The sequence below is a fragment of the uncultured Sulfitobacter sp. genome (assembly GCF_947499945.1).
GTDB lineage: Bacteria > Pseudomonadota > Alphaproteobacteria > Rhodobacterales > Rhodobacteraceae > Sulfitobacter.
Map to the genome: position 1 here is coordinate 295,954 of NZ_CANMQD010000001.1, position 23,661 is coordinate 319,614.

The window sequence follows — 23,661 nt, forward strand, 5'->3', positions numbered from 1 at the left end:
CCCCTTTATGTAAAGCGGATGCTCAAAACATGCGCCCTCATCCTGCCTGCCCTGATCCCCTCTTGGCGGTTTTTCCAGACGGTTGAGGCATCGCCGCGCGTCGAGTGGACACTCCTCGCCACTGCGCGGGAAACACCCTCCAAATGGCACCCACTACGCCCCTGCCCTGAGACAGTGACCCCCCTGCAAATGCTCGCACGGTTGTTCTGGAACCCTGCGAGAAACGACGCCCTTTATATCACCTCCTGCGCCGAGCGGATCGCGTTGGGCCTTTGCCCACACAGCGTGGGTGAGATCACGACCCGCATCCTGCGCGACATCACCACCCTCCCTATCCACAGCTGCACCAAACTGATGCAGTTCAGGCTAGTGTTTGTGGCCCACAACGGGACGGAACTGACGCGGGAGACGGTCTTTCTTTCCACCCCTGTCGCCACCCTCAGATGAGCTTGGAACTGGCCCAGCGCTTTACCGAAATCCTGCTCGCCCTCGCATTCTTACAACAAAGCGCCGAGCATATGAGCGGCCCCAACGCCGCCCGCGCCCTGTTTCTTACGCGTGCAGTACTCTGCCTTGCGCTTCTCACAGGTGTTTATTCTGACTGGTCCTTGGTCGCTCTCAGCATCCACAGCATTGCAGTCCTCCACCGGTATAACGGCCCCTATAATGGCGGCAGTGACCGAATGGGCCTGCTGATCCTCTATTGCCTGACGCTGTCGCACTGGCTCCCCGAAGGGCCACTGACGCAAACCGCATTCGCCTATCTGGGCGTGCAGGTGATCCTGTCCTATTTCATCTCCGGCTGGGTCAAAATCCTCAACCCCGCGTGGCGCAGCGGTGCGGCTTTGCGCGATGTCTTTGCCTTCTCGGCCTATCCCGTGGCCGAAAACCTGCGCGCCCTTGCGCCCCATCCCCGCGCCATGCGGACCGCATCATGGGCCGTCATCGGGTTCGAGGTTCTGTTCCCGCTCGCCCTGCTCAACCAGACGCTACTGATCGCGGCCCTCGCCTGCGCCGCTGCTTTCCACATCGCAAATGCCTGCCTCTTTGGCCTGAACCGCTTTGTCTGGTTCTGGCTCGCCGCATACCCGTCAATCCTCTGGCTCCAGTCGCGCCTGATCGCGCCTGCCTGATCTTCTGCTGGCCTCAGAGCAAACACCTGTGCAAAGCTGTGACAAACACCCCTGATCGCGAGAAATGCCAGATGACAAATGATCCCCTGCTCCAACCGTTCCAGCTCAAACATCTGACGCTCAAAAACCGCATTATGACCACCAGCCATGAACCCGCCTATCCCGAGGACGGCATGCCCAAAGACCGCTACCGCGCTTATCACGCGGAGCGCGCTAAGGCGGGCGTCGCCCTTGCCATGACCGCAGGCTCGGCGGCCGTGTCCCGCGACAGCCCGCCTGTGTTCAACAACATCCTCGCCTACCGCGACGAGGTGGTGCCATGGATCCAGAACCTCACCGATGCCTGCCACGAGCACGGCTGCGCCACGATGATCCAGCTGACGCATCTGGGCCGCCGCACCACTTGGAACAAGGGCGACTGGCTGCCTTCCGTCTCGTCGTCAAAACACCGCGAACCCGCCCACCGCGCCTTCCCCAAACTGATCGAAGATTGGGACATCGACCGCATCATCACCGACTTCGCCGACGCCGCCGAGCGGATGAAGGCAGGCGGCATGGACGGGATCGAACTTCAAGTTTATGGCCACCTGCTTGACCAATTCTGGTCGCCTTTGACCAATGACCTGACGGGGCCCTACGGTGCTGACACGCTGGAAAACCGTATGCGCTTCCCGCTTGATGTTCTTGCCGCCATACGCAAGCGTGTGGGCGCGGAATTCATCGTCGGCTTCCGCTATACGGCGGACGAGGCGCAAAAGGGCGGCATCACCCCCGAGGAAGGCCTGCTCATCTCCGAAAAGCTGGCAGCGACAGGCCAGCTTGATTTTCTCAACGTGATCCGTGGCCGCATCCATACCGATCCCGCCATGACTGATCTGATCCCCATTCAGGGCATGAAGGGCGCACCCCATCTCGACTTTGCGGGTGAAGTCAAGAAACGCACAGGCATGCCAACGTTCCATGCTGCCAAAATCCCCGATGTGGCAACTGCACGCCATGCAATCGAGGCTGGATTGCTGGATATGGTCGGCATGACCCGCGCCCATATGGCTGACCCCCATGTGGTGCAGAAAATCATGGAGGGGCGCGAGCATGACATCCGCCCCTGCGTAGGCGCCACCTACTGCCTTGATCGCATCTATCAGGCGGGCGATGCCCTGTGCATCCACAACGCCGCCACAGGCCGCGAACTCACCATGCCCCACACGATTGCCCCCGCCGAAACACAGCGCAAAGTTGTCATTATCGGCGCAGGCCCCGCAGGACTGGAAGCTGCCCGCATCGCGGCAGAGCGCGGCCACCGCGTCACCGTCTTTGAGGCCCAGCCCGATCCGGGTGGTCAAATCCGCCTCACAGCCCAAACCCCGCGCCGCCGCGAGATGATCTCGATCATCGACTGGCGCATGTCACAATGTGCCGCGCGCGATGTGGTGTTCCATTTCAACACATGGGCCGAAGCCGATGATATCACTTCCCTAAACCCCGACGTGGTCATCGTCGCCACGGGCGGCATCCCCAATCTTGAGCTGTTCGAAACAGGCACCGAGGCCGCCCATGTCGTCAGCGCGTGGGACATCATCGCAGGCGATGTGCGCCCCGCCCAGAATATCCTGATTTACGATGAGAGCGGCGATCACCCCGCGCTCCAAGCGGCTGAAATCGCCGCTAATTCTGGCGCAAAGGTCGAGATTATGACCCCTGATCGCACCTTCGCTCCCGACATCATGGCGATGAACCTCGTCCCCTATATGCGCAGCTTGCAGGACAAGGACGTGACCTTCACCGTCACCCGCCGCCTGCTCGGCGTGGCAAAGGACGGCAACAAACTCACCGCGACCATCGGCACCGATTACAGCGATCATACCGACCTGCGGACGTACGATCAGGTCATCGTCAACTACGGCACACTGCCGCTGGATGACCTCTATTTCGACCTAAAACCGCTCAGCAGCAATGGCGGCGCGGTGGATCAGGACGCCCTAATCGCTGGCACGCCCCAGACCCTCACCCGCAATGACGCTGGCACATACCAGCTGTTCCGCATCGGTGACGCCGTCTCGGCGCGCAACATCCACGCTGCGATCTATGATGCCCTGCGGCTGGTCAAAGATATCTAGGACGCCAGATAGTCCTGCACCATCTGCGGCAAGCGGTGCGCCCATGGGGCCGCCTTCTCCAACTCGGCACAGACCGCGATCAGTTCGGCATCCGCCCCGAACGGGGCCGCCAGATGCACACCCACAGGCAGGCCATCCGCCGTCCAATGCATCGGCACAGTCGCCGCGGGCTGTCCACTGGCGTTGAAGGTCGCGCAAAACGGCGAATATTCAAACACGCCGCCTTTGCCCACACGGTAATTCTCGTAATCATCGCGCTCATGGGTAAAGCGGCCCACCGCTGCGGGTGGCTCTGCCAATGTGGCCGACAGCAAAATGTCATAATCACCAAACGCCGCTGCCATCTCGCGCCCGTAGGCATGCACTTTGTTGACTGCCTCCAGATACTCAGCACCCGAAATCCCACGCGCAAATTCAACCCCGCTTGCTGCAACGCCCTGCACATCCCCCTGCTGCATCCCGCGCCCTTTGGATTTCAGTGTCTTTTCGATCCACAGCGCCGTGCCACAGGCCACAATCTTGGTCCATGCCCGCATCATCCCGTCATGATCTGCCGACGGACAGGCGGGAACGACGTCATGCCCCAAACCCTCAAGGATATGCGCCGTCTTATTCACCGCGTTGCGGCACTCGGGATGAATTGCACCACCCGTAAATCGCGTCTCACACACTCCTACCCGCAAGCGCCTCGGCGGCATTGTGATCGCGGCACTATAGGTCGTTTCCATCGCAGGTGCCGCATAGGGCGCGCCCAGATCAGGCCCCGCACAGGCATCCATCATCGCCGCATTATCGCGCACTGAGCGGCTGAGGAAGCCGTCAATCGCCATCCCGCCCCAACCCTCGCCAGAGGCAGGCCCGTCAGGGAACCGCGCCCGCGTTGCCTTGAAACCAAACAAACCGCAACTCGACGCGGGAATACGCACCGACCCGCCCCCATCCGAGCCATGGGCCATCGGCACAATCCCCGCCGCCACTGCGGCCCCCGCACCGCCCGACGATCCGCCACTGGTGCGCGTCACATCCCACGGGTTGCGCGTAGGCCCGCCATAAACCGCCGCCTCTGTCACAGGCCCCACGCCGCCCTCGGGGGAAGTCGTCCGCCCGAATGTCACAACCCCCGTCGCCCGCATCCTGCGGTAAATCTCGCTGTCATAGGTGTAGCGCGTGTTTTTAAGCAGGTTCGAGCCGCTATGCGTCGGGAAATCAATCGCCTCCGCGCTCAAATCCTTTATCAGAAACGGCACACCTTTGAACGGCCCCTCGGGCAGCCCGTCCTTGATCGCCTGCCGCGCGACCTCCTCTTGCATCAGCACCACTGCGTTGAGCGCAGGGTTCAGTGCCGCCACCCGCGCCAGCGCCTCATCCAACAACTCGTCAGGTGACGCCGCCCCCGTCGCCACAAGAGATGCAAGATGGGTGGCGTCAGGCGGTGTCTGTGCGATCATGGCGTGTTCCTTTAGCAAAATGCGGTGTTGCCCCAGCATAGGCACCTCACCCCGCCCGACAAAAGCACTTTCCGCGCGCCCGCTCCAAAACGCCAAAAGGCCCCGACAACTGCCAGAGCCTCTTGACCGCTATTTTTTGAGTTGTTCAGCCCTGCGCCATCAGATGCGCCCCGAACGGATTGTCGATCACCATCAGCCAGCACCCGTCCGCCTGCCTGCGCAGTACCACCACCGAAAACCCGCTCTGCTCGATTTCTGATCCGTCAGGTGCAGTCATTTTCATATCCCAAGTCGAGGAGTGCAGTGCGATGTCGCCGGTCTGGATAATCTCATGTGCTTTCACGCTGATCTGTGGCTTCATCCCGATGAAATGCCCGAACGCCCCGCGCAAAGCGTCAGTTCCTTGCGCCACCATCCCTGGCTGGCCCTGCATCGCGCCACCCTGTTCAAAAGTGGCAAGGATCGCCTCCATATCCCCTGCTGCGACTGCGGCGTTATTCGCTTCGACGACTGCGTTGATCTGTGCGTTTTCCATTGTCTGTCTTCCTTTGCCTGTTTGTTTTCCTATGACCTGTCTAACAGCCTCTAGTGACAGAAAATGGCAGGAGTGTTGAGAACTGAACAAATTATCTCATTTCCCGCTAGCCAATAGAATCATTTGCTTACCGATTGCCCGGCACCTCGTGCCATCTTGACGTTGAAAACCCCGCACGACAGTGAGACAAGACCGCCAACACGCGCCTGCGCACCAATAACCCGAGAGATTTCCCATGACCGCCAAAACCCGAATTGCCCTGTCCAGCGATCACGCCGCCATTGACCTGCGCCGCGCCATCGCCGCGCACATCACCGCCCAAGGGTATGAGGCCATCGACATCGGCCCCACCTCCCCCGAAAGCACACATTACCCCCAACACGGCGCTGCCGCTGCCAATCTGGTGGCCTCTGGCGATTGCGACCTTGGTATCATCCTTTGCGGGACAGGTCAGGGCATCATGATGGCCGCCAATAAGGTAAAAGGCATCCGCTGCGGGGTCTGCTCTGATACCTTCTCTGCACAGATGATCCGGGAGCATAACGACGCAAACATGCTGTCGCTTGGCGCACGTATTGTGGACGAGGCACAGGCTCTCCAAATCGTCGATGCCTTTCTGGGTGCCCAATTCGAAGGCGGCCGCCACGCCACTCGTGTCGATATGATCACCGCACTCGAAGCCTAGACCCCACCGCCCCTTGAACCACCCCTTGCGCCCCGCTAAACCAAAGCGCAACAACCATTGATAAGGTGCCATCCCATGCTCGACCTCACCTATGACACACCTAAAGTCCGCACCATTGCAGGGGCTAAACAGGATTGGGAGCTTGTCATCGGCATGGAGGTGCACGCGCAGGTTTCCTCCAACGCCAAACTCTTCTCCGCCGCCTCCACCAAATTTGGCGCAGAGCCGAACAGCAATGTTGCCTTTGTGGATGCTGCCATGCCCGGCATGCTGCCCACGCTGAACGAATACTGCGTCGAGCAAGCGGTGCGCACAGGCCTCGGCCTCAAGGCAAAGATCAACCTCTGGTCTGCCTTTGACCGCAAAAACTATTTCTACCCCGACCTGCCGCAAGGCTACCAGATTTCACAGCTTTACCACCCCATCGTGGGCGAAGGTGAAGTGCTGGTCGAGATGGGCGATGGCACGGCCCGCATGGTCGGCGTCGAGCGTATCCACCTTGAACAGGACGCGGGCAAATCCATCCACGACATGGACCCTAACATGTCCTTCGTCGATCTGAACCGCACAGGCGTGGCGCTCATGGAAATCGTGAGCCGCCCCGACATTCGCGGCCCCGAAGAGGCCGCAGCCTACCTCGCCAAACTGCGCCAAATCCTGCGCTACCTCGGGACGTGTAACGGCGACATGCAGTCCGGTGCCATGCGCGCCGACGTCAACGTCTCCATTTGCGCGCCGGGCCAGTACGAGAAATATGCAGCCACAGGCGACTTCTCCCACCTCGGCACCCGCTGCGAGATCAAGAACATGAACTCCATGCGCTTCATCCAACAAGCCATTGATGTAGAAGCAAAACGCCAGATCGCAATCGTTGAGGGCGGCGGTGAAGTCACCCAAGAAACACGCCTGTTTGATCCAGACAAGCAGGAAACCCGCTCCATGCGGTCCAAGGAAGAGGCACACGACTACCGCTACTTCCCAGACCCCGACCTTCTGCCACTGGAGATCGAGCAGTCGTGGGTGGACCAAATCCAAGCAACTCTGCCAGAGCTTCCAGACGCCAAAAAGGCCCGCTTCATCAACGACTTCGGCCTGTCCGACTATGACGCAAGTGTGCTGACCGCCGACCTCGACAGCTCAAGCTATTTCGAGGAAACAGCCCAAGGCCGCGACGGCAAGATGTGCGCAAACTGGGTCATCAACGAGCTGTTTGGCCGTCTCAAGAAGGACGAAAAAGACATCTCTGAGTCCCCCGTCACCCCCGCCATGCTCGGCGGGATCGTGGACCTCATCGCCAGCGACGCCATCAGCGGCAAAATCGGCAAAGACGTGTTCGAGATCACCTACACCACAGGCCGCGATCCGGCGGAGGTGGTCGAGACCGAAGGCCTCAAACAAGTCACCGACACAGGTGCCATCGAGGCCGCCGTAGACGAAATCATCGCCGCCAACCCCGATCAAGTGGCCAAAGCCCGCGAGAACCCCAAGCTGGCAGGCTGGTTCGTCGGTCAGGTGATGAAAGCCACAGGCGGCAAGGCCAACCCGAAGGCGGTGAACGATCTGGTCGCCGCCAAACTCAAAGGCTGAGATGAAAACTGGGCGTCACCATCAGTGCGCCCAGTTTTTAATAAATGAGATAATACGCAAAGCCACCGCTATGAGGTGACTTAGAACACTTCGTTCGGGCCACCGAAATCACCAGTTCCTACGGGCGCAGCCGCATCATCCCCCTCCGTTTTAACCCCACCAATTCCCACACCAAAATCAAACTCGCGGCTCTGTAAATCAAGCCCCATATCCAACCCGATATAGCTGTCATCCATCAAATACGCCGCCCCCACGGTTGGCCGCATGCTCCGCGATTTGAGCATGTAATCCAGCCCCAAAGTCGCGGCAAAACTGTCCTCGTCATCGTCCGAGAACAGGCGCACGCCCACACCCACACCCGCATCCACTTCACCCCCGCCAAAAGTCAGGCTCAGCCCGAACCCGACCGCAGGGTCCGCCGCAGCTGGCCGAACAAGCGTCAGGGCGAGTGTCAGGGCAAGGGCGGATGCAGCGGCAAGTTTTTTGGTCATGACATATTCCTCAAATCAATGCGCCCGCACGAACGGCAGGCTTTTCCGCGATCTTACACCGCCTCCGCCCCACATTAAGCCCCGCAATAACAAGACCCTTCCCTCTGTGCCCTCAAATGCACAATCAGGCCGTGCCCTACACTGCAAAGCCACGATTCCACCACCTGTTAAGGTTGTCGCGCTGGTCCTTGTCGTCGGCGCGACAGGACAACACCTCCAGCACGCTGATCACCGGCTCCTCATAGGAATGGCTGTGCCGCACGGCCTCCACCGCACGGGCAAGCACATCAGGATCGCGCGGCAGATGAAAGGACAGCACCCGCACAGGCATCTCGACCGTGCGGGTAAAATCCCACATCTCGCCATCATAATGCGGCTTGTCCCCCATGACCGAGCCCTCCAAAGGTTGGAAAAACTGCATCCCTCCGCCGCTCTCGAAGGCCACTCCCTGATAGTCACCATAGCGCAGCCCCACCGCCGCAGACACCGCTTCACGCACCCGCGCATCATCGCGCTCCGCCAGTTCCACCCGCACCATCCACGCAGGCTCAAACGCACAGGTTGTCAGCCCCGCATTGATCTGATCCACATCCATCACGCTCTCCTTCATTTGACATTTCCACTGTCCTAGCGCACCCCTACTGACAACAGACTGTCAGCAGTCAACGAGGACCCATGCCAAAATCAGACCGCTACTTCGAGATCATCCAGATGCTGCGCCACGCAAAATCACCCCTCCGTGCCGCCCAAATCGCCGAGACGCTCGAAGTCTCCCCGCGCACCATCTACCGCGACATCGCCATTCTCCAAGCCCGCCAAATCCCCATTTTGGGCGAAGCAGGTGTGGGCTATGTCATGCGCGCAGGCTACGATCTGCCCCCGCTCAACCTCGACGCAACCGAGGCAGACGCAGTCGCCCTCGGCCTCGCCATGATCATCCGCACAGGCGATCCCGAGCTTTGGCAAGCCGCCCGCCGCGCAGCACGTAAACTACACACCATCGCCCCTGGAACCCAACAGCTTGTCGCCTCCAGCTGGGGCACGCCGAGCGATCCCACCGCTCCGATTGTCCGCGATGCCATCCGCACGGAACAAGCGTTGAACATCACCTACACCGACGGCAGAACGATACAGACCACCCGCACAATTTGGCCGCTCGCGCTCATCTACTACGCCGACAACATAGTGCTGGCCGCATGGTGCACGCTGCGCCACGCCATCCGCCACTTCCGCCTTGACCGCATGCAGGCCTGCACCCCCGATGCGCATCATTTCACGGGCCACGGCGCGGCACTGCTCACCCAATGGGAAACCCATCACAAAGCGGAGGCCGTCGCCGCAGCCACTCTCTTCTAATTTAGCGAAACACAGATTGTATCCCGCCCCCGATTGCCGCACCTTGCACCCAATCAAATCGACCACACGAGGCTTCCATGAACGAATTCCGCTCCACCCCCATGCCCGTCCTGCCCGAATGGATCGACTACAACGGCCACCTCAACATGGCCTACTACTCCGTGCTGATGGATAAATGCGCGGATCAAGCCTACCCTCTGCTGGGCTTCGGCCCCGACTACCGCGACCGCACAGGCTGCACGACCTATGTGGCAGAATTCCACATCTGCTACGTGCGTGAATTGCACGAAGGGGACCGCGTCACCTCCACCTTCCACCTCATCGACTTTGACGCCAAACGCTTCCACGTCTTCCAGGAACTCTGGCACGCCGACGGCTGGCTCGCCGCCACAGGCGAAGCCCTCACCCTCCACGTCGACCAATCAGGCGGGACCCCAAAAGTCGCCCCCATGCCCGAAGACATCATGGCCAACATGGCCGCCATGAAAGCCTCCCAAGCCCACCTCCCCATCCCCGACCGCGCAGGCCGCAAAATCGGCATACCCCGCAAATAACCCCGCCGAACCCCACACCCGCCACCGTAGGGTGCGCATTCACTGCGCACGTCCTCCGTTCCGAACGCACAGGCCACAAGATCGGGGTCGTGCGAAAATAACGCGCTATCCTCCCGAATTAGTTGAACTCATTACGTCCTCCCCCTAACTCTATCACTGGGGGAGACAAACATGATCGCACGCATCCTAGACGACCAATACCTTCACACCGCCAATCTACTGGTCTGCGCTGGCACGCTGGCGACACCAGTTGGCGCACTCACCGCAGTCGGCACAGTGGTTGCAGGCGCTCTCTCACTCAAAGAAGTCGCCAAACGCATGCGCCCTGAACAAAAGGGAATGGCAGGACAAATCGCCAAACTCCTTAAAGAAAAAACCGCAGAACAAACCCACCTCAAGGGCGATACCGCAATCTCCCTTCCCGATATGGTGGCCGTTGGCATGCCAAGCGCCCAAACCATCATTGATACGAAACAACAGACCAAGCCCCTGATCGACGCAATGGTTGCCCACCTCGCCAAACTCGGCCAACCCGATTACACACTCTCGCAGAATGTCACAGCCTTCCGCGCTGTCCTGCACCCCGTCTTCGAGAAGCTGCTAAACGATGCAGCCTTCACCGCACAACTAGGCCCCCTGCGTGAGCGGATCATCCTCGAAATCCCTGATATGCTGCGCGAGATGAAAGGCGGCATTGATCGCATTGAAGACGGCATGGCCGAAATACTTGCACACCTGAAATCAACAACAGACCCCGACGCGTTGCCTTTAGCTGACCTTCAAAAATTAGCCGTCCGCTTTGGCCTGCCTGAAGATGCAGACAAGGCTACTCTCTTACCGCTCCTCCGCGACAAGGCCATCGAATACGCGGCCCTGAAATCCGAAGTCGACGCCATCCCCGAAACCATGCGCAACCTCGCCAATCTAAAAGCCGCCGCTCAAGACGCCATCGAACGCGTTGACCTCGAAGAAGTTGAAAACCTCATGGCTATGGTCCATGAAACTGAACTGGAAGAAGCCGCAAAATCATCTGAGATCCGCGCCAACACCGCCCTACTGCGCGGCAAAGTCGAAGACGCCTACCGCTACCTCTCCGCCGCCGCGGACAGCTTCGCCGCTGTTGATCCGCTTGAGCCTGCCCGCAAGCGAATAATGAAATATTCTGGAATTCTGCGAAAGCACGGGCTGCGCTACGGCGATGATGGCCTGCGCTATGCCGCAGAGCTTCTTAACCTTATACTCGATGCGGCTCTAAATACCGCAGACCCGCCGCTTTGGGCCGAAGGACAAAACATTCTCGCAAACGCCCTGCAAGAGCAAGGCATCCGCACCCTAGGAGTCGAGGGCACAGACCTGCTCACTGCGTCCGTCACCGCCTACCGCAGATCCCTTGAGGCTCGCAACCGCACCGATCATCCCCTAGAATTCGCAATGACGCTAAACAATCTTGCCAACGCTCTGAGCGAGCAAGGCATCCGCACCCAAGGGGCCGACCGCGCAGATCTGTTAGCACAGGCCGTCACTGCCTGCCGCAGCATTCTTGAGGTCATCAATCGCGTCAATCGACCTGTGGAATGGGCTATGACCCAAAACAACCTCGCCACCGCCTTGACCGATCAAGGCATCCGCACCCAGAGGTCCAAGGGCGCCGACGTGCTGGCGGAAGCCATCATCGCTTGCCGCAGCGCCCTAGAGGTCCGCACCCGCGTCGATTACCCCGAGCAATGGGCCATGACTCAAAAAAATCTTGGCAGCATATTAGCTTATCAAGGCACCCATACCAAGGGGGCCGAGGGCACGGGCCTACTGGCCCAAGCCGTCACCGCCTTCCGCAACGCTCTTGAGGTCCAAACCCGCGCTGATCATCCGGTGGACTGGGCCATGACTCAAGAAAACATCGCGATCTGCGAAAAGACGCGCGCGGATCATGACAGCTGCAACAATCCACTTCCGCACCTGACCGCCGCTTTGGAAGCTGTCGATAACGCGCTCATCATATATGATCCCGAACACATGTCCTATAACCACGCCAAAGCCACCGACCTCCGCGACGACATCCAAGCCAAAGTCGACGCCCTCCCGCCCGCCTGACCTGCTCCAAAACAACACACCCAAAACGCCTTCTTCATTTTGCTAATAAACTCATTCCACCCCCACCCCACAAAACCACCCTAAAAAAACTCCCGCACCACGCCACCCAAAAACACCACACCGTGCACAGGGGAATGAGGAGACTTCCCAAAAACCAATCCGTGAACAGTTTCACCGCCCAACGGTAAAAACCCAGTCCACGCAAGCAGTGCGCCACACGGTGTACAGGGGGTGTACGCGGGGTGTACGCATAGCACCCCCAATTTTACAAACCCTGTTCCCTTTCATCCCCCCCCGCGCTAAAACACTCCAAATCACCAAAGGTCCGCCCATGCCCCGTTACGAATACAAGGTCGTTCCCGCCCCAACCAAGGGGATCAAGGGCAAAGGCGTGCGCGGTGCAGAGGCAAAGTTTTCCTTTGCGGTTCAAGAGCTTATGAACGGCATGGCAGGCTACGGCTGGGAATACCAGCGCGCCGAGACCCTCCCCTCGGTCGAGCGGTCAGGCCTCACTGGCACCACCACCGAGTGGCGCAATGTGCTGGTCTTCCGCCGCCTGCGCGAAGGAGACGCCTCCGAGTTCCAGCCAGAGCTGCTCCCTGCCCCAATGCACAGCGATGAGGACGAGGATCAACCTCTTGAAATGCCCTTTGAAAATGAGGATGCCGACAACGATCCGCTGCCCGATAACGGCGTGGAGGACACCCAAGTCGACGCCAACATCGGCGCCTCCCTCAGCATCCTTGCCCGCGCCCGCAGCGTCACTGCGAAAACGGACGATGATGATTCGGAAAAAGACCCCGAAACAAAGTCTTAAGGCGCGATATCCAGCGACAACGCATGGATACGACCGATTAATTCAGCCCCCAGCGCACTATGCACAGCGCGATGTTTTGCCACACGGCTCAATCCCGCAAATTCGGGCGCCGTAATCGCCACATCAAAGTGCGATTGCCCCCCCTCCTGATACCCTGCATGGCCTCTGTGCGCTTCACTCACATCAGATACCACCAGCCGCGTCGTTGTGAATGCCGCCTTCAGCACGGCCTCAATCTCGTCTTTAACCAACATAAACCCTCCTGCGGGGACGATTATTTCCAATCCCCCCCTTCCCTCTGACAACCACACGTCTAGTATGATCGCCTTGAGTCGGAAAGGTATACCCATGCGAAAGAACGATCCCTTTGGTTTTGATATGTCCGTATCTTCCGCAAAGAAGAAGAACCCGCGCGGACGGCGTGGCATGTCCGGTGCGTCCGAGACATCGACGCGGGTGTGTGACCATGACGGCTGTGATGAGGCTGGTAAATATCGCGCGCCCAAAGCGCCCGATGTACTGGACGACTACTTCTGGTTCTGCCAGCAGCATGTGCGCGAATATAATACCAAGTGGAATTTCTTCCACGGAACAACCGAAGCCGAGATGAACGCGCAACTCTCAGAGGACAAGGTTTGGGACCGTCCCACCAAGCCGATGAGCGATCCCGAGGCCCGTGCTTGGGCACGTTTGGGAATTGAGGACCCGCATCAGGTTCTGGGGGCCAACGCCACGCAAAATCCGGGCAAGGGGCCGCAAGCAGGGCGTCGTCTCCCCCCGACGGAGCGTAAGGCGCTTGAGGTACTGGATGCCAAAGACAACCTGACCAAGCCAGAAATCCGTAAGATTTACAAATCCTTGATCAAGGTTCTTCATCCCGACATGAACGGTGGCGACCGCTCTCAGGAGGAGCAGCTACAGCAAGTCGTGTGGGCTTGGGATCAGCTGAAATCTAGCCGAAACTTCAAGGACTAGCGCATCAAACGTGGAGCGGTTTATGTGATTGCTCCACGCGCCCTGAGCTGCCTTGCAATTGAATGAAGCCCAACCAGGCAGAGCAACCAGATACTTAAGGCGGCAGGGCTTTCTGCGGCATCAATGATGGCTACGAACCGAGCGCGGGAAAATCGGTGAAGCCGCTGCCATCAGCAACAGTGGCTCCGAACATCATTGCGCCCACGATCGCACCGACAAAGGTCATCGCAACACTTCCAGTCAAAGCGATGAGCCATCCTGTCTGGTCAGCATTTCCAAAAGCACCACAACACAATCAACTCGCAATCGCCGCCCTCGGAACCGCTGCAATATGCAACCAGTTGTCCGGTAGATATCGCGCATTGGGGCCACCGATAAAGGCCATAGCACGCGACACAATCAGATCCGCCCCTGCCACAGCAAGAGCGAAAACAGCGCGAAATCTTTTGCACGTACCAAAATGCGCCATGATGCCTCACCTTGGCGTTCCTTGTTCCGTATCACATACAGGAAGCCATAGTTCTCCTCTTCATTAACACAGACCACACCTAGACCCACAGCTGGCATTACAGCTGGCATTATAGCCAAACCAATTTAGGCCTTTCCCTTGATCCTCCACGCGATATGTTGCATCGGAGACTGGAACGCCCCCTGCTGGGGCAGATAGATTTAGGATGAATAAACATGGCTGACGGCGGACTGGACCTCAACGCAACCCCGACCAAGGATATCTCGGTGCGCGAGGTATTTGGCATCGACTCAGACATGACCGTCAAAGGCTTTGAGGAGCGTACGGATCGTGTGCCTGACCTCGACAGCACTTATAAATTTGACGCCGACACCACACTCGCGATCCTTGCAGGATTTTCGCATAACCGTCGCGTTATGGTGCAGGGCTATCACGGAACAGGTAAATCGACGCACATTGAGCAGGTGGCAAGCCGCCTGAACTGGCCCACCGTGCGCGTAAACCTCGACAGCCACATCAGCCGGATCGATCTGATAGGTAAAGATGCTATCAAGCTGGTTGACGGCAAACAGGTCACAGCGTTCCAAGAAGGCATTCTACCTTGGGCATTGCGCACGCCGACTGCGATTGTATTCGATGAATACGATGCGGGCCGTGCGGATGTTATGTTTGTAATCCAGCGTGTTTTGGAAACCGATGGTAAGCTGACACTGCTTGACCAAAACAAGGTGATCACGCCCCACCCGTATTTCCGCATCTTTGCAACCGCAAACACCGTAGGTTTGGGCGATACTACGGGCCTCTATCATGGCACACAGCAGATCAACCAAGGTCAGATGGACCGCTGGTCGCTTGTATCTACATTGAACTACCTCAGCATTGATGCAGAAACAGCGATCGTTCTTGCCAAAAACCCGCATTTTAACACTGAGACTGGCCGTAAGATCGTCAAGCAAATGGTTACAGTTGCGGACCTCACGCGCACGGCATTCATGAACGGAGATTTGTCCACCGTGATGTCGCCGCGTACCGTGATCGCATGGGCGCAAAACTCGGAAATCTTCAATAACGTTGGCTATGCGTTCCGTCTCAGCTTCCTCAACAAATGTGACGAGTTGGAGCGCCAGACCGTGGCGGAATTCTATCAGCGCTTGTTCAACGAAGAGCTGCCCGAGAGCGCTGCCAGTGTTAGTCTCGGCTAAACCGATAAAATTAAACCAAAAAAAGGCCTCGGTGACGTACACCGAGGCCTTTACTATTTCACCGTCGTGAGAATTTAGCCGTCACGCTTTGCGTCATCCTCAATCAGCGAGCCGTCGATATCATCGACTACGTCGGCAGGCTTATATGCTTCGCTGCCTTGGTCTGCTTTCGGCGTATCCTCCATGGATTCGCCAGCAGTGTTCGCACCTGTGTCTGGCTCGACATACTCATTTGGGTCTGCGGCTACCGATTGTGCTGGGGAACCGGTTTTGATTTCTGCCAAAGCTGCCATCGGTGCGGAAGCGATCAATGCGATCAGTGCGGCGCGGGCGGTGTTTTTGCTCAGATTTGTCATGGTATTTTCCTTTAATATTATAGCTTTAGCAGATTTTCGTTTCTGCGTTTTGCCTTCTGGTAATACAACGGTGAGCCCCCAAATCTGTTCCCGCATTTTTTCATATTTTCTGCGAAAATTCCCACAACCCTCTGTTAGCAAACGCGAAAACTTCCAATTTTTTCTCTGGTTAGGACTTCCAAATTCGCTTATCCGGCCCCACCCCTCGCATTTCGCAGTAAGACTTCCCAATGATATCTTTAGTTTATCTGCTCGCGTCCTTTGACCCTGCCCTGAAAACCTGCGAAAACTTCTGTAACCATATGGGGCGAGGTCCAAATGAATAAACCAACCGACAATCCAGCAGATGCCTTCAAAAAGGCCCTCGCAGAAGCCTCCAAGGTTATGGCGAATGATCCTGACCTAACGGTGAGCTATTCCGTCGACCCCTCAGGCCTGTCGGGTGACGCAATGCGCCTGCCACAGGTGACGCGGCGCATGACGCGAGATGAAGTGATGCTGGCACGAGGCACAGCGGATGCGCTGGCGCTCAACCGCCGCTATCACAACGGGCAAACCCATGCCCGCTATGAGCCTCAGGGTGAGATGGCGCGTGATTTGTATGAAGCGATGGAGACTGCCCGCTGTGAGGCGGTTGGTGCACGCGACATGCCTGGCACCGCTGGCAACATTGACGCCAAGATCAAGCACGAGGCCCTGCGTAAGGGCTATGATCAGGCGAAATCCGCCTCCGACGTACCGCTGGCTGTGGCGGCGGGATATCTGGTGCGCCATCTGGCCACGGGGCGCGACATGCCTGCGGGTGCGGAAAACGTGATGGAGCTGTGGCGCGGCTATATCGAGGAAAACTGCGGCGGCACGTTAGACGATCTGGAAAACGCGCTTGAGGATCAGGCCGCTTTTGCCAAATTCTCGCGTCAGATCATCACCGATTTGGGTTATGCTGATCAACTGGGCGATGATCCCGATGGCACCGACGATGATCAGGAGGATCAGGCCGAAGAAGGAGCCGAGGAAGAGGACGATCCTGACAGCACAGGCAACGACGATCAGGATGAGGAGGATGCAGACGCCTCCCCTGAGCAAAGCCAGGAAGAGCAGCAAGACGCCTCCCAAGCCCAAGTGTCCATGGACGAGATGGCCGATCAGGAAATGGGGGATGAGGCCGAGATGCCTGAGGGCGAGGCCCCGATGGAGCCGCCTGCCCCGCAGCCCGTCTCGGACGCAGATCCAAATTATACTGTATATCGCACCGAAGATGACGAAGTTGTCGGCGCAGAGGAACTGGCCGAACCTGTCGAGCTTGAGCGTTTGCGTGCCTATCTTGATCAACAGCTTGAGCCGCTCAAGGGCGCAGTGAGCCGTCTGGCAAACAAACTGCAACGCCGGCTTCAGGCCCAACAGAACCGCTCGTGGGAGTTTGATCTGGAGGAAGGCACGCTGGACGCGGGCCGTCTGGCGCGGATTGTGGCAAGTCCTACAACGCCGCTCAGCTTTAAGGTCGAGAAAGACACTGAATTCCGCGATACGGTTGTGACGCTGCTTTTGGATAACTCCGGTTCCATGCGCGGGCGGCCTATTTCCATTGCGGCCATTTGTGCCGATGTTCTCGCGCGCACGCTTGAGCGGTGTAATGTGAAGGTCGAAATCCTCGGCTTTACCACCCGCGCATGGAAAGGCGGCCAAGCACGTGAGCATTGGCTCAACGATGGCCGCCCAACAGGTCCGGGTCGGCTCAACGATCTGCGCCACATCATTTATAAATCCGCTGACGCCCCATGGCGTCGGACGCGGCCCAATCTGGGGCTGATGATGAAAGAGGGTCTGCTCAAGGAGAACATCGACGGGGAGGCGCTGGAATGGGCGCACCGCCGTATGATGGCACGCTCGGAATCGCGCAAAATCCTGATGGTGATTTCTGACGGTGCCCCTGTGGATGACAGCACTTTGTCTGTGAACCCTGCGAACTTTCTGGAAAAGCACCTGCGTGATGTCATCGCGATGGTCGAAAAGAAGAAAGCAGTCGAACTGTTGGCCATCGGCATCGGGCATGACGTCACGCGCTACTATGACCGCGCTGTGACAATCACCGATGTGGAGCAGCTGGCAGGCGCAATGACGGAGCAGTTGGCATCACTCTTTGATACGGACCCACGTAAACGTGCACGTGTCATGGGCATGCGCCGCGTTAGCTGATCCTACGGGATTTGAATTTACAGTGCACATGAAGAAGGGGAATTTCTGTGTTTCAATCGTTTGAGGTAACAGCACGTCCCGAACAAGGGCCACCCCGCCTTAAAGCCCTGCGCGAGCAAATGACCGCAGCGCAGCTGGATGGTTTTGTGATTCCCCGCGCCGATGCCCATCAGGGAGAATATGTCGCCGCCCGCGATGCGCGGCTGGCATGGCTCACCGGGTTTACCGGTTCTGCAGGATTTTGCGTTGCATTGCGCGAAGTTGCAGGCGTCTTCATCGACGGCCGCTACCGCACGCAAGTCAAAGCGCAAGTGGCGGATGTCTACACGCCCGTTCCATGGCCCGAAGTGTCGATGGCGACGTGGTTGCGTGAGCAACTGCCCCAAGGTGGGCGCGTAGGTTTTGATCCGTGGTTGCACACAGTTGACCAGATTGAGCAGGCCGAAAAGACGCTAATAGGCAGCAATGTCGAGCTGGTGCAATGCGCCAATCTGGTTGATGCGATTTGGACGGAGCAGCCCTCTGCGCCAATGGAGCCTGCCAAAGCGCACCCCGTCGAATTTGCTGGCGAGACCCACCTCGACAAGCGCACGCGTCTTGCCCAGACTCTCGTGGAAGCAGGTGAGCAGGCCGCTGTGATCACCCTGCCCGACAGCATCTGTTGGCTACTTAACATCCGTGGCGCGGATATCGAACGTAATCCTGTGGTACACGGATTTGCCGTTCTGCATGCAGACGGCAGCGTTGACCTCTTCTCGGAACCGTCAAAATACGCAACTTTGCAGGACCACCTGGGCGACCAGATCAACCTCTATCCGCCAAGCGGGTTCCTGATTGGGTTGGCCGAACTTGATGGCCCGGTGCGCATTGATCCGTCTACAGTGCCACAAATTGTGGCTGATACGCTGGGCGACAGAGCGACGCGCGGAGCCGAGCCTTGCGCGCTGCCTAAAGCCTGCAAAAACGCCGCCGAAATTGAAGGCACAGCACAAGCACACCTGCGCGATGGTGCCGCCATGGTAGAAATGCTGAGCTGGCTGGATGCACAAGCTCCGGGAAGCCTGACCGAGACGCAAGTAGTGAGCCAGCTCGAGACCACGCGGCGCCGCGACAACGCATTGCAGGACATCAGCTTCGAGACGATTGCAGGAACAGGCCCGAACGGGGCGATCATGCACTACCGCGTGACCGAGGAAACCGACAGTGTACTGGAAGACGGTCATTTGATCGTGCTCGATAGTGGCGGTCAGTACCTCGACGGCACCACCGATATTACCCGCACAATTGCCATTGGCACACCGCCACTTGAGGCGGCGCAGGCATTCACCCGCGTCCTTGCAGGGATGATTGCGATGAGCCGCCTGCGCTGGCCTAAAGGGCTTGCTGGCGCCCATATTGAGGCCATCGGGCGGATGCCGCTCTGGCTTGCGGGTCAGGATTTTGATCACGGGCTTGGCCATGGTGTCGGTGCGTATCTGAGTGTCCATGAAGGCCCCCAGCGCCTTAGCCGCGTGAGCCATGTCCCCTTGGAACCAGGGATGATCCTGAGCAACGAGCCGGGCTATTACCGCGAGGGTGCCTTTGGCATCCGCTTGGAGAATCTGCTGGTGGTGCAAGAGGCACCTGCTCTGCCATCAGCTGATGCACACCGCGAAATGCTGGATTGGCGCACGCTCGCCTTTGCGCCGATAGACCGTCGCCTGATCATTGCGGATATGTTGGACCCTGCAGCGCGCGCATGGCTCAACGCCTATCACGCTGAAGTCGCCGCAAAAATCGGACCGCGGGTTACACCGCAGGTAAAAGAATGGTTAAATACCGCAACAGCCCCGATCTAGGGGGCATGACATTGGGGGCAAAGAATGGTTGATCATATCACAATCCGAAAAGCAGCAGGCACATGGTCCGTGCGTGCAGGCGGTGCTGTTTTGGGTGAAAGCGCCGATGCGCTTGAGCTGGTTGAAGGGGACTATCCCCCTGTTATCTATTTCCCGCGCAGCGATATTGCGATGGCGTTTCTTGATCCAAGCGACAAGACTTCGCATTGCCCGCACAAGGGAGATGCGCGGTACTTCAGCGTGGTTACCAAAAGCAGGACACTGGAGAATGTTGTCTGGTCCTATGAGGAGCCAAAAGAGGCAGCCGCAGGGGTCAAAGACTATCTCGCGTTTCACAATGTCGATGAAGTAACAGTCGAGCAAATCTAGCGCTCGCCCGTCAGGAGTGTTCCTCAGCCGCAGTGGCCGCCAGTGCGCGGTTATACGCCTTGAGTGCATCCACATGAAATAGCGCCCCAAGGAGTTCAGGCGGTGCGGCATCTGCCGAAAGCGTCACTACAGGCAGGAACAACGCACCCGTTTTCTCGAAAATCGGAATGGCGGTTTCCAGCGTTGCAGCCCCGTCAATATACAGGCCCTCTCCAATCATCTCCCAACAGCGCTCGTCGTCAGCCGCACGGGGATGATCGGCAGTGCGCATCGTCTTTACTGCAGTGAACATCGCAAGCAGATAGGCCTGCGGTCCTGCCGCAAGGTGAATGCCTCTGCGCTCGATCTGGGTCAGAAAAAAGCTGCGATCGACGAGGTTAGAGGACAGCGCCGTCGACATGCTCACCGCGACCATCACGGCAAGGCCCGTCTGCCAGTCGCCCGTAAGCTCGAACACAATGAGCGTGGTTGAAATTGGCGCACCAAGCACGGCAGCCGCCACAGCCCCCATACCCGCCAGTGCATAAAGCGAGGTCGAGCCAGAGACATTAGGAAAGATCCCCGTAGCAATCAGACCAAAAGCCAAACCCACGAGTGCGCCGACCATAAGCGAGGGTGAAAAGATCCCACCGCCCATGCGACCACCCAACGTAATCGCCACAGCAAGCACCTTAAGCACAGCAAAAACAGTGACTTCATGCAGGGCCAACTCACCCGTCAGGGCAAGCGAGGTCGTCTCGTATCCGACGCCAATAATATGCGGAAACCAAAGTGCAATCACCCCCAGCAGCAACCCCGCCACCATTGGACGGAAATAGCGCGGCAATTTGGTGCGTGATTGGATATGGTTGCCAATATCATCCGCCCAAAACACCGCCCGCATAAGCACAACAGCGACGAGGCCACAGGTGAGACCCAGCAGCAGAAAAGCGGGTAATTCCACGTAGAATTGCAGCTCCGTCACGGTAGGCAGTTTGAATTCGGTCACGCCACCAAACTCAATGCGATTGATGACAGTACCTGCAACGCTGGCAATCACGATGGGTGCAAAAGCGTGGACAGCAAAATGGCGCAGCACGACTTCGAGCGCAAAAAGTGCGCCTGCGATGGGGGCGTTAAAACTGGCCGAAACGGCGGCAGCAACGGCACAGCCCAACAGGTCGCGCCCGGTGATCCCGTCCGCATTGATGCGTCGGTTCACCCATGTCGAGATCACGGCGGCCAAATGCACCACTGGCCCTTCGCGCCCGGATGACCCGCCCGTGCCGAGTGTCACCATAGATGCCAGCGCAGAGGCAAGACCCGCGCGCGTCTCGACACGACCGTCGTGCAAGGCCGCCCCCTCGATAACATCCGCAACCGAGCGCACACGCGCATCGCGGGTAAAATGATGTAGGATCAGCCCAGAGACCAGCCCACCAAACGTTGGGATCAAAACAACCCAGTACCAGTCCAAGCCGCTGATAAAGCTGTGCAAATGCTGTACATCATCAGTGCCATAAAGCGTTTCCTGAAGCAGATAGATCCCCTTGCGGAAAAACAAAGCTGCAAATCCCGCCGCAATCCCGATAAGCAAAGCGATGAACCAGAATGTCACCTTCCCTGGCCCTTTGTGGCGCAGGACACGCCACCCGTCACGGCAGTTTGTCACGGCCATGGTCACCTGTTGTGACAGAAAGGACTTGGAAGGCTCGGTCATTTGGGCCTCAGGATATGGTTAACAGGCAGAGTGTTGCCCCAGCGGAAACCATATCGCGGGACCATATTCAACCCGTCAGAGCCCTAGCAACGCGCGGGCAGCTTCGCGTGCAGCCTGTGTAACCGTATCGCCGGACACCATGCGGGCCACTTCGTCAACCCGCTCATCGGAATTTAGCGGCACAACATTGGTGGTTGTCATACCTTTTGTTACCGACTTCTCAACGCGCCAGTGATGCGCCCCAAGGGCCGCAACCTGAGGTGAGTGTGTCACGACCAGCACCTGCCCCTCCGCTGCAATCGCGGCGAGACGGCGACCCACGGCATCCGCAGTAGCCCCTCCCACGCCACGGTCAATCTCGTCAAAGATAAGCGTAAGGCCGGACTGGCCTTGGGTCAGACAAACTTTGAGCGCCAAGAGGAAGCGGCTTAGTTCGCCGCCTGACGCAATCTTGTTCAGTGGCCCTGCAGGAGCGCCGGGGTTTGTGGCGACGGTAAATGATACTTCGTCTCGGCCCTCTGGCCCCTCAGTCTCGGGCATGATCTGCGTCGCAAAAACTGCACGTTCCATCTTGAGGGGGGCAAGCTCGGCGCTGACGGCTTTGTCCAGCTTTGCCGCTGCTTTCATACGCGCTTGTGTCAAGGCGGTTGCGGCAGCATCGTAAGTGGCCTCAGCCGCCTTCACATCTGCACGCAGCTGGGCCTGATGGGCATCGCCTGCATCCAGCGCATCCAGTTTCGCGCGTAGCGTGTCGGCAAACCCCGCCAATTCATCGGGCTGTACGTCATGCTTGCGGGCAAGGCCGCGAATAGCAAATAACCGCTCCTCAGTATCCTCAAGGTCGCTCGCGTCAAACGACATCGATTCAATCGCACGGACAACACCGTCCATCGCACCATCGAGTTCAACCATCGCACGGTTCAACGCCGCCATAGGCTCTTCGAGCATCCCATCCGCACGCGCTGCCGCGCCGTCGAGCCAACGAAAAGCGTCGGCCATCTGCGCCTCTGCACCGCTTTGGCCCATCGCCTCATAAGCGTTTACCACGTCACCACGAATTTTCTCTGCCGATTGCATCATACGGCGCTTGGTGTCGAGGATCGCTTCCTCCCCTTCTTCAGGGGCTAACTTGTCCAACTCCGCCACGGCATAGCGCAGGAATTCTTCCTCGGCACGTATCTCTTCTTGAGCCTTCGCGGCGGCGGCCTCAACCTTGCGCGTGCGTGCCATCTCGGACCACGCGCTACGGACTTTGGCACGCGCGGCGTCCAAAACGCCAAAGCTGTCAAGGATAGTGCGGTGGCCACGCGGGTTGAGCAATCCACGATCATCATGCTGGCCATGCAACTCGACCAATGTCTCGCTTAGCTGACGCAGCACCTCGCCCGAGCAGCGTCGGTCATTTACCCAAGCGGTTTTGCGCCCCTCTGCTGTATTGATGCGCCGCAGGATCAATTCGTCGGTGACAGGCAGGCCCGCTTCGGCCAATACCGCACGCGCCGGATGCCCCTCAGCCAGATCAAACCATGCGGTCACTTCCCCCTGCGCTGCCCCTTGCCGCACAAGATCGGCACGGCCCCGCCACCCCAGCACAAAGCCAAGACTGTCGAGCAGGATCGACTTCCCCGCGCCTGTCTCACCAGTGAGCACATTGAGGCCCGACTGGAAACTGAGTTCCAGCCGCTCAATGATCAGCATGTCAGATATATCAAGTCCGCGCAGCATTAGGGGCGTTCCGTCAAA

General features: G+C 58.5%; 22 protein-coding genes. 14 read left to right on the forward strand and 8 right to left on the reverse strand.

All coding sequences use genetic code 11. The features are described 5' to 3' along the window. The first annotated feature begins 18 nt into the window (after positions 1–18). The 3 genes from Q0775_RS01460 to Q0775_RS01470 all read left to right on the forward strand — a co-directional run bounded on the left by Q0775_RS01460 (position 19) and on the right by Q0775_RS01470 (position 3,250). The gene (locus Q0775_RS01460) at positions 19–447 is read left to right on the forward strand and encodes a hypothetical protein (protein WP_298857460.1); all 429 of its coding nucleotides are present in this window, start codon (positions 19–21) and stop codon (positions 445–447) included. Further along, a complete protein-coding gene (locus Q0775_RS01465) occupies positions 444–1,133 on the forward strand; it encodes an HTTM domain-containing protein (protein ID WP_298857462.1) in 690 nt (229 codons plus the stop codon). Before Q0775_RS01460 ends, Q0775_RS01465 begins: the two co-directional genes overlap by 4 nt. Before the next feature lie 71 nt (positions 1,134–1,204). After that, on the forward strand, positions 1,205–3,250 hold the full coding sequence (locus Q0775_RS01470) for an NADH:flavin oxidoreductase (RefSeq protein WP_298857464.1): 2,046 nt from the start codon (positions 1,205–1,207) through the stop codon (positions 3,248–3,250). Here Q0775_RS01470 and Q0775_RS01475 read toward each other — a convergent pair. Then, positions 3,247–4,698, reverse strand: coding sequence for an amidase (locus tag Q0775_RS01475; RefSeq protein WP_298857466.1), 1,452 nt, complete (start codon positions 4,696–4,698; stop codon positions 3,247–3,249). The genes Q0775_RS01470 and Q0775_RS01475 overlap by 4 nt on opposite strands. Positions 4,699–4,843: 145 nt before the next feature. After that, entirely contained in the window at positions 4,844–5,233 is a 390-nt protein-coding gene (locus Q0775_RS01480) for an SgcJ/EcaC family oxidoreductase (protein ID WP_298857468.1), read from the reverse strand. Between the two features lie 235 nt (positions 5,234–5,468). Between Q0775_RS01480 and rpiB the strand changes: the two genes are divergently transcribed. Continuing rightward, a complete protein-coding gene (gene rpiB / locus Q0775_RS01485; protein WP_298857469.1) occupies positions 5,469–5,918 on the forward strand; it encodes a ribose 5-phosphate isomerase B in 450 nt (149 codons plus the stop codon). Between the two features lie 75 nt (positions 5,919–5,993). Next, the gene (gene gatB / locus Q0775_RS01490; RefSeq protein WP_298857471.1) at positions 5,994–7,505 is read left to right on the forward strand and encodes an Asp-tRNA(Asn)/Glu-tRNA(Gln) amidotransferase subunit GatB; all 1,512 of its coding nucleotides are present in this window, start codon (positions 5,994–5,996) and stop codon (positions 7,503–7,505) included. A gap of 80 nt (positions 7,506–7,585) precedes the next feature. Here gatB and Q0775_RS01495 read toward each other — a convergent pair whose 3' ends face one another. Both Q0775_RS01495 and Q0775_RS01500 read right to left on the reverse strand, forming a co-directional pair. Continuing rightward, positions 7,586–7,996, reverse strand: coding sequence for a hypothetical protein (locus Q0775_RS01495; protein WP_298857473.1), 411 nt, complete (start codon positions 7,994–7,996; stop codon positions 7,586–7,588). 136 nt (positions 7,997–8,132) lie between these two features. Next, positions 8,133–8,606 carry a hypothetical protein gene (locus Q0775_RS01500; RefSeq protein ID WP_298857475.1) on the reverse strand — a complete coding sequence of 158 codons (474 nt, stop codon included), beginning with the start codon at positions 8,604–8,606 and terminating at the stop codon, positions 8,133–8,135. A gap of 65 nt (positions 8,607–8,671) precedes the next feature. Between Q0775_RS01500 and Q0775_RS01505 the strand changes: the two genes are divergently transcribed. The 4 genes from Q0775_RS01505 to Q0775_RS01520 all read left to right on the forward strand — a co-directional run bounded on the left by Q0775_RS01505 (position 8,672) and on the right by Q0775_RS01520 (position 12,814). Continuing rightward, a complete protein-coding gene (locus Q0775_RS01505) occupies positions 8,672–9,352 on the forward strand; it encodes a YafY family protein (RefSeq protein ID WP_298857477.1) in 681 nt (226 codons plus the stop codon). A 77-nt stretch (positions 9,353–9,429) separates the two neighbouring features. Then, positions 9,430–9,906, forward strand: a complete 477-nt coding sequence (locus Q0775_RS01510) for a thioesterase family protein (RefSeq protein WP_298857479.1) — start codon at positions 9,430–9,432, stop codon at positions 9,904–9,906. 171 nt (positions 9,907–10,077) lie between these two features. Further along, a complete protein-coding gene (locus Q0775_RS01515) occupies positions 10,078–11,997 on the forward strand; it encodes a hypothetical protein (protein WP_298857481.1) in 1,920 nt (639 codons plus the stop codon). Between the two features lie 331 nt (positions 11,998–12,328). Next, entirely contained in the window at positions 12,329–12,814 is a 486-nt protein-coding gene (locus Q0775_RS01520) for a hypothetical protein (RefSeq protein WP_298857483.1), read from the forward strand. On the opposite strand, the gene Q0775_RS01525 is transcribed toward Q0775_RS01520, so the two are convergent. Beyond that, the gene (locus tag Q0775_RS01525; protein ID WP_298857485.1) at positions 12,811–13,068 is read right to left on the reverse strand and encodes a BolA family protein; all 258 of its coding nucleotides are present in this window, start codon (positions 13,066–13,068) and stop codon (positions 12,811–12,813) included. The genes Q0775_RS01520 and Q0775_RS01525 overlap by 4 nt on opposite strands. Positions 13,069–13,162: 94 nt before the next feature. Between Q0775_RS01525 and Q0775_RS01530 the strand changes: the two genes are divergently transcribed. Together Q0775_RS01530 and cobS are read left to right on the forward strand one after the other, a co-directional pair. After that, a complete protein-coding gene (locus Q0775_RS01530; protein ID WP_298857487.1) occupies positions 13,163–13,789 on the forward strand; it encodes a J domain-containing protein in 627 nt (208 codons plus the stop codon). Positions 13,790–14,473: 684 nt separating this feature from the next. Beyond that, positions 14,474–15,460, forward strand: a complete 987-nt coding sequence (gene cobS / locus Q0775_RS01535; protein ID WP_298857489.1) for a cobaltochelatase subunit CobS — start codon at positions 14,474–14,476, stop codon at positions 15,458–15,460. A 74-nt stretch (positions 15,461–15,534) separates the two neighbouring features. Here the strand turns inward: cobS and Q0775_RS01540 are convergent, their stop codons facing one another. After that, positions 15,535–15,816, reverse strand: a complete 282-nt coding sequence (locus Q0775_RS01540) for a hypothetical protein (protein WP_298857491.1) — start codon at positions 15,814–15,816, stop codon at positions 15,535–15,537. Between the two features lie 318 nt (positions 15,817–16,134). Here Q0775_RS01540 and cobT point away from each other — a divergent pair, with 318 nt between their 5' ends. The 3 genes from cobT to Q0775_RS01555 are packed head-to-tail and all read left to right on the forward strand — an operon-like array spanning position 16,135 to position 20,219. Beyond that, positions 16,135–18,012 carry a cobaltochelatase subunit CobT gene (gene cobT, locus Q0775_RS01545; protein ID WP_298857496.1) on the forward strand — a complete coding sequence of 626 codons (1,878 nt, stop codon included), beginning with the start codon at positions 16,135–16,137 and terminating at the stop codon, positions 18,010–18,012. Positions 18,013–18,059: 47 nt separating this feature from the next. After that, positions 18,060–19,850: an aminopeptidase P family protein gene (locus Q0775_RS01550; RefSeq protein ID WP_298857498.1), complete on the forward strand. Its 1,791-nt coding sequence runs from the start codon at positions 18,060–18,062 to the stop codon at positions 19,848–19,850. A 24-nt stretch (positions 19,851–19,874) separates the two neighbouring features. Continuing rightward, positions 19,875–20,219 (forward strand): DUF427 domain-containing protein, encoded by a 345-nt coding sequence (locus Q0775_RS01555; RefSeq protein ID WP_298857499.1) that lies wholly within the window; start codon positions 19,875–19,877, stop codon positions 20,217–20,219. A 10-nt stretch (positions 20,220–20,229) separates the two neighbouring features. Here Q0775_RS01555 and Q0775_RS01560 read toward each other — a convergent pair whose 3' ends face one another. Beyond that, positions 20,230–21,918, reverse strand: coding sequence for a chloride channel protein (locus Q0775_RS01560; RefSeq protein WP_298857501.1), 1,689 nt, complete (start codon positions 21,916–21,918; stop codon positions 20,230–20,232). Between the two features lie 75 nt (positions 21,919–21,993). Then, on the reverse strand, positions 21,994–23,643 hold the full coding sequence (gene recN / locus Q0775_RS01565) for a DNA repair protein RecN (RefSeq protein WP_298857504.1): 1,650 nt from the start codon (positions 23,641–23,643) through the stop codon (positions 21,994–21,996). Positions 23,644–23,661: the final 18 nt, after the last annotated feature.

What these genes read in the sequence shown, in the direction of transcription:
- Q0775_RS01460 (WP_298857460.1), top strand. Translation starts at nt 19, where the DNA reads ATGCTCAAAACATGCGCCCTCATCCTGCCTGCCCTGATCCCCTCTTGG.
- Q0775_RS01465 (WP_298857462.1), top strand. Translation starts at nt 444, where the DNA reads ATGAGCTTGGAACTGGCCCAGCGCTTTACCGAAATCCTGCTCGCCCTC.
- Q0775_RS01470 (WP_298857464.1), top strand. Translation starts at nt 1,205, where the DNA reads ATGACAAATGATCCCCTGCTCCAACCGTTCCAGCTCAAACATCTGACG.
- Q0775_RS01475 (WP_298857466.1), bottom strand. Translation starts at nt 4,698, where the DNA reads ATGATCGCACAGACACCGCCTGACGCCACCCATCTTGCATCTCTTGTG.
- Q0775_RS01480 (WP_298857468.1), bottom strand. Translation starts at nt 5,233, where the DNA reads ATGGAAAACGCACAGATCAACGCAGTCGTCGAAGCGAATAACGCCGCA.
- rpiB (WP_298857469.1), top strand. Translation starts at nt 5,469, where the DNA reads ATGACCGCCAAAACCCGAATTGCCCTGTCCAGCGATCACGCCGCCATT.
- gatB (WP_298857471.1), top strand. Translation starts at nt 5,994, where the DNA reads ATGCTCGACCTCACCTATGACACACCTAAAGTCCGCACCATTGCAGGG.
- Q0775_RS01495 (WP_298857473.1), bottom strand. Translation starts at nt 7,996, where the DNA reads ATGACCAAAAAACTTGCCGCTGCATCCGCCCTTGCCCTGACACTCGCC.
- Q0775_RS01500 (WP_298857475.1), bottom strand. Translation starts at nt 8,606, where the DNA reads ATGAAGGAGAGCGTGATGGATGTGGATCAGATCAATGCGGGGCTGACA.
- Q0775_RS01505 (WP_298857477.1), top strand. Translation starts at nt 8,672, where the DNA reads ATGCCAAAATCAGACCGCTACTTCGAGATCATCCAGATGCTGCGCCAC.
- Q0775_RS01510 (WP_298857479.1), top strand. Translation starts at nt 9,430, where the DNA reads ATGAACGAATTCCGCTCCACCCCCATGCCCGTCCTGCCCGAATGGATC.
- Q0775_RS01515 (WP_298857481.1), top strand. Translation starts at nt 10,078, where the DNA reads ATGATCGCACGCATCCTAGACGACCAATACCTTCACACCGCCAATCTA.
- Q0775_RS01520 (WP_298857483.1), top strand. Translation starts at nt 12,329, where the DNA reads ATGCCCCGTTACGAATACAAGGTCGTTCCCGCCCCAACCAAGGGGATC.
- Q0775_RS01525 (WP_298857485.1), bottom strand. Translation starts at nt 13,068, where the DNA reads ATGTTGGTTAAAGACGAGATTGAGGCCGTGCTGAAGGCGGCATTCACA.
- Q0775_RS01530 (WP_298857487.1), top strand. Translation starts at nt 13,163, where the DNA reads ATGCGAAAGAACGATCCCTTTGGTTTTGATATGTCCGTATCTTCCGCA.
- cobS (WP_298857489.1), top strand. Translation starts at nt 14,474, where the DNA reads ATGGCTGACGGCGGACTGGACCTCAACGCAACCCCGACCAAGGATATC.
- Q0775_RS01540 (WP_298857491.1), bottom strand. Translation starts at nt 15,816, where the DNA reads ATGACAAATCTGAGCAAAAACACCGCCCGCGCCGCACTGATCGCATTG.
- cobT (WP_298857496.1), top strand. Translation starts at nt 16,135, where the DNA reads ATGAATAAACCAACCGACAATCCAGCAGATGCCTTCAAAAAGGCCCTC.
- Q0775_RS01555 (WP_298857499.1), top strand. Translation starts at nt 19,875, where the DNA reads ATGGTTGATCATATCACAATCCGAAAAGCAGCAGGCACATGGTCCGTG.
- Q0775_RS01560 (WP_298857501.1), bottom strand. Translation starts at nt 21,918, where the DNA reads ATGACCGAGCCTTCCAAGTCCTTTCTGTCACAACAGGTGACCATGGCC.
- recN (WP_298857504.1), bottom strand. Translation starts at nt 23,643, where the DNA reads ATGCTGCGCGGACTTGATATATCTGACATGCTGATCATTGAGCGGCTG.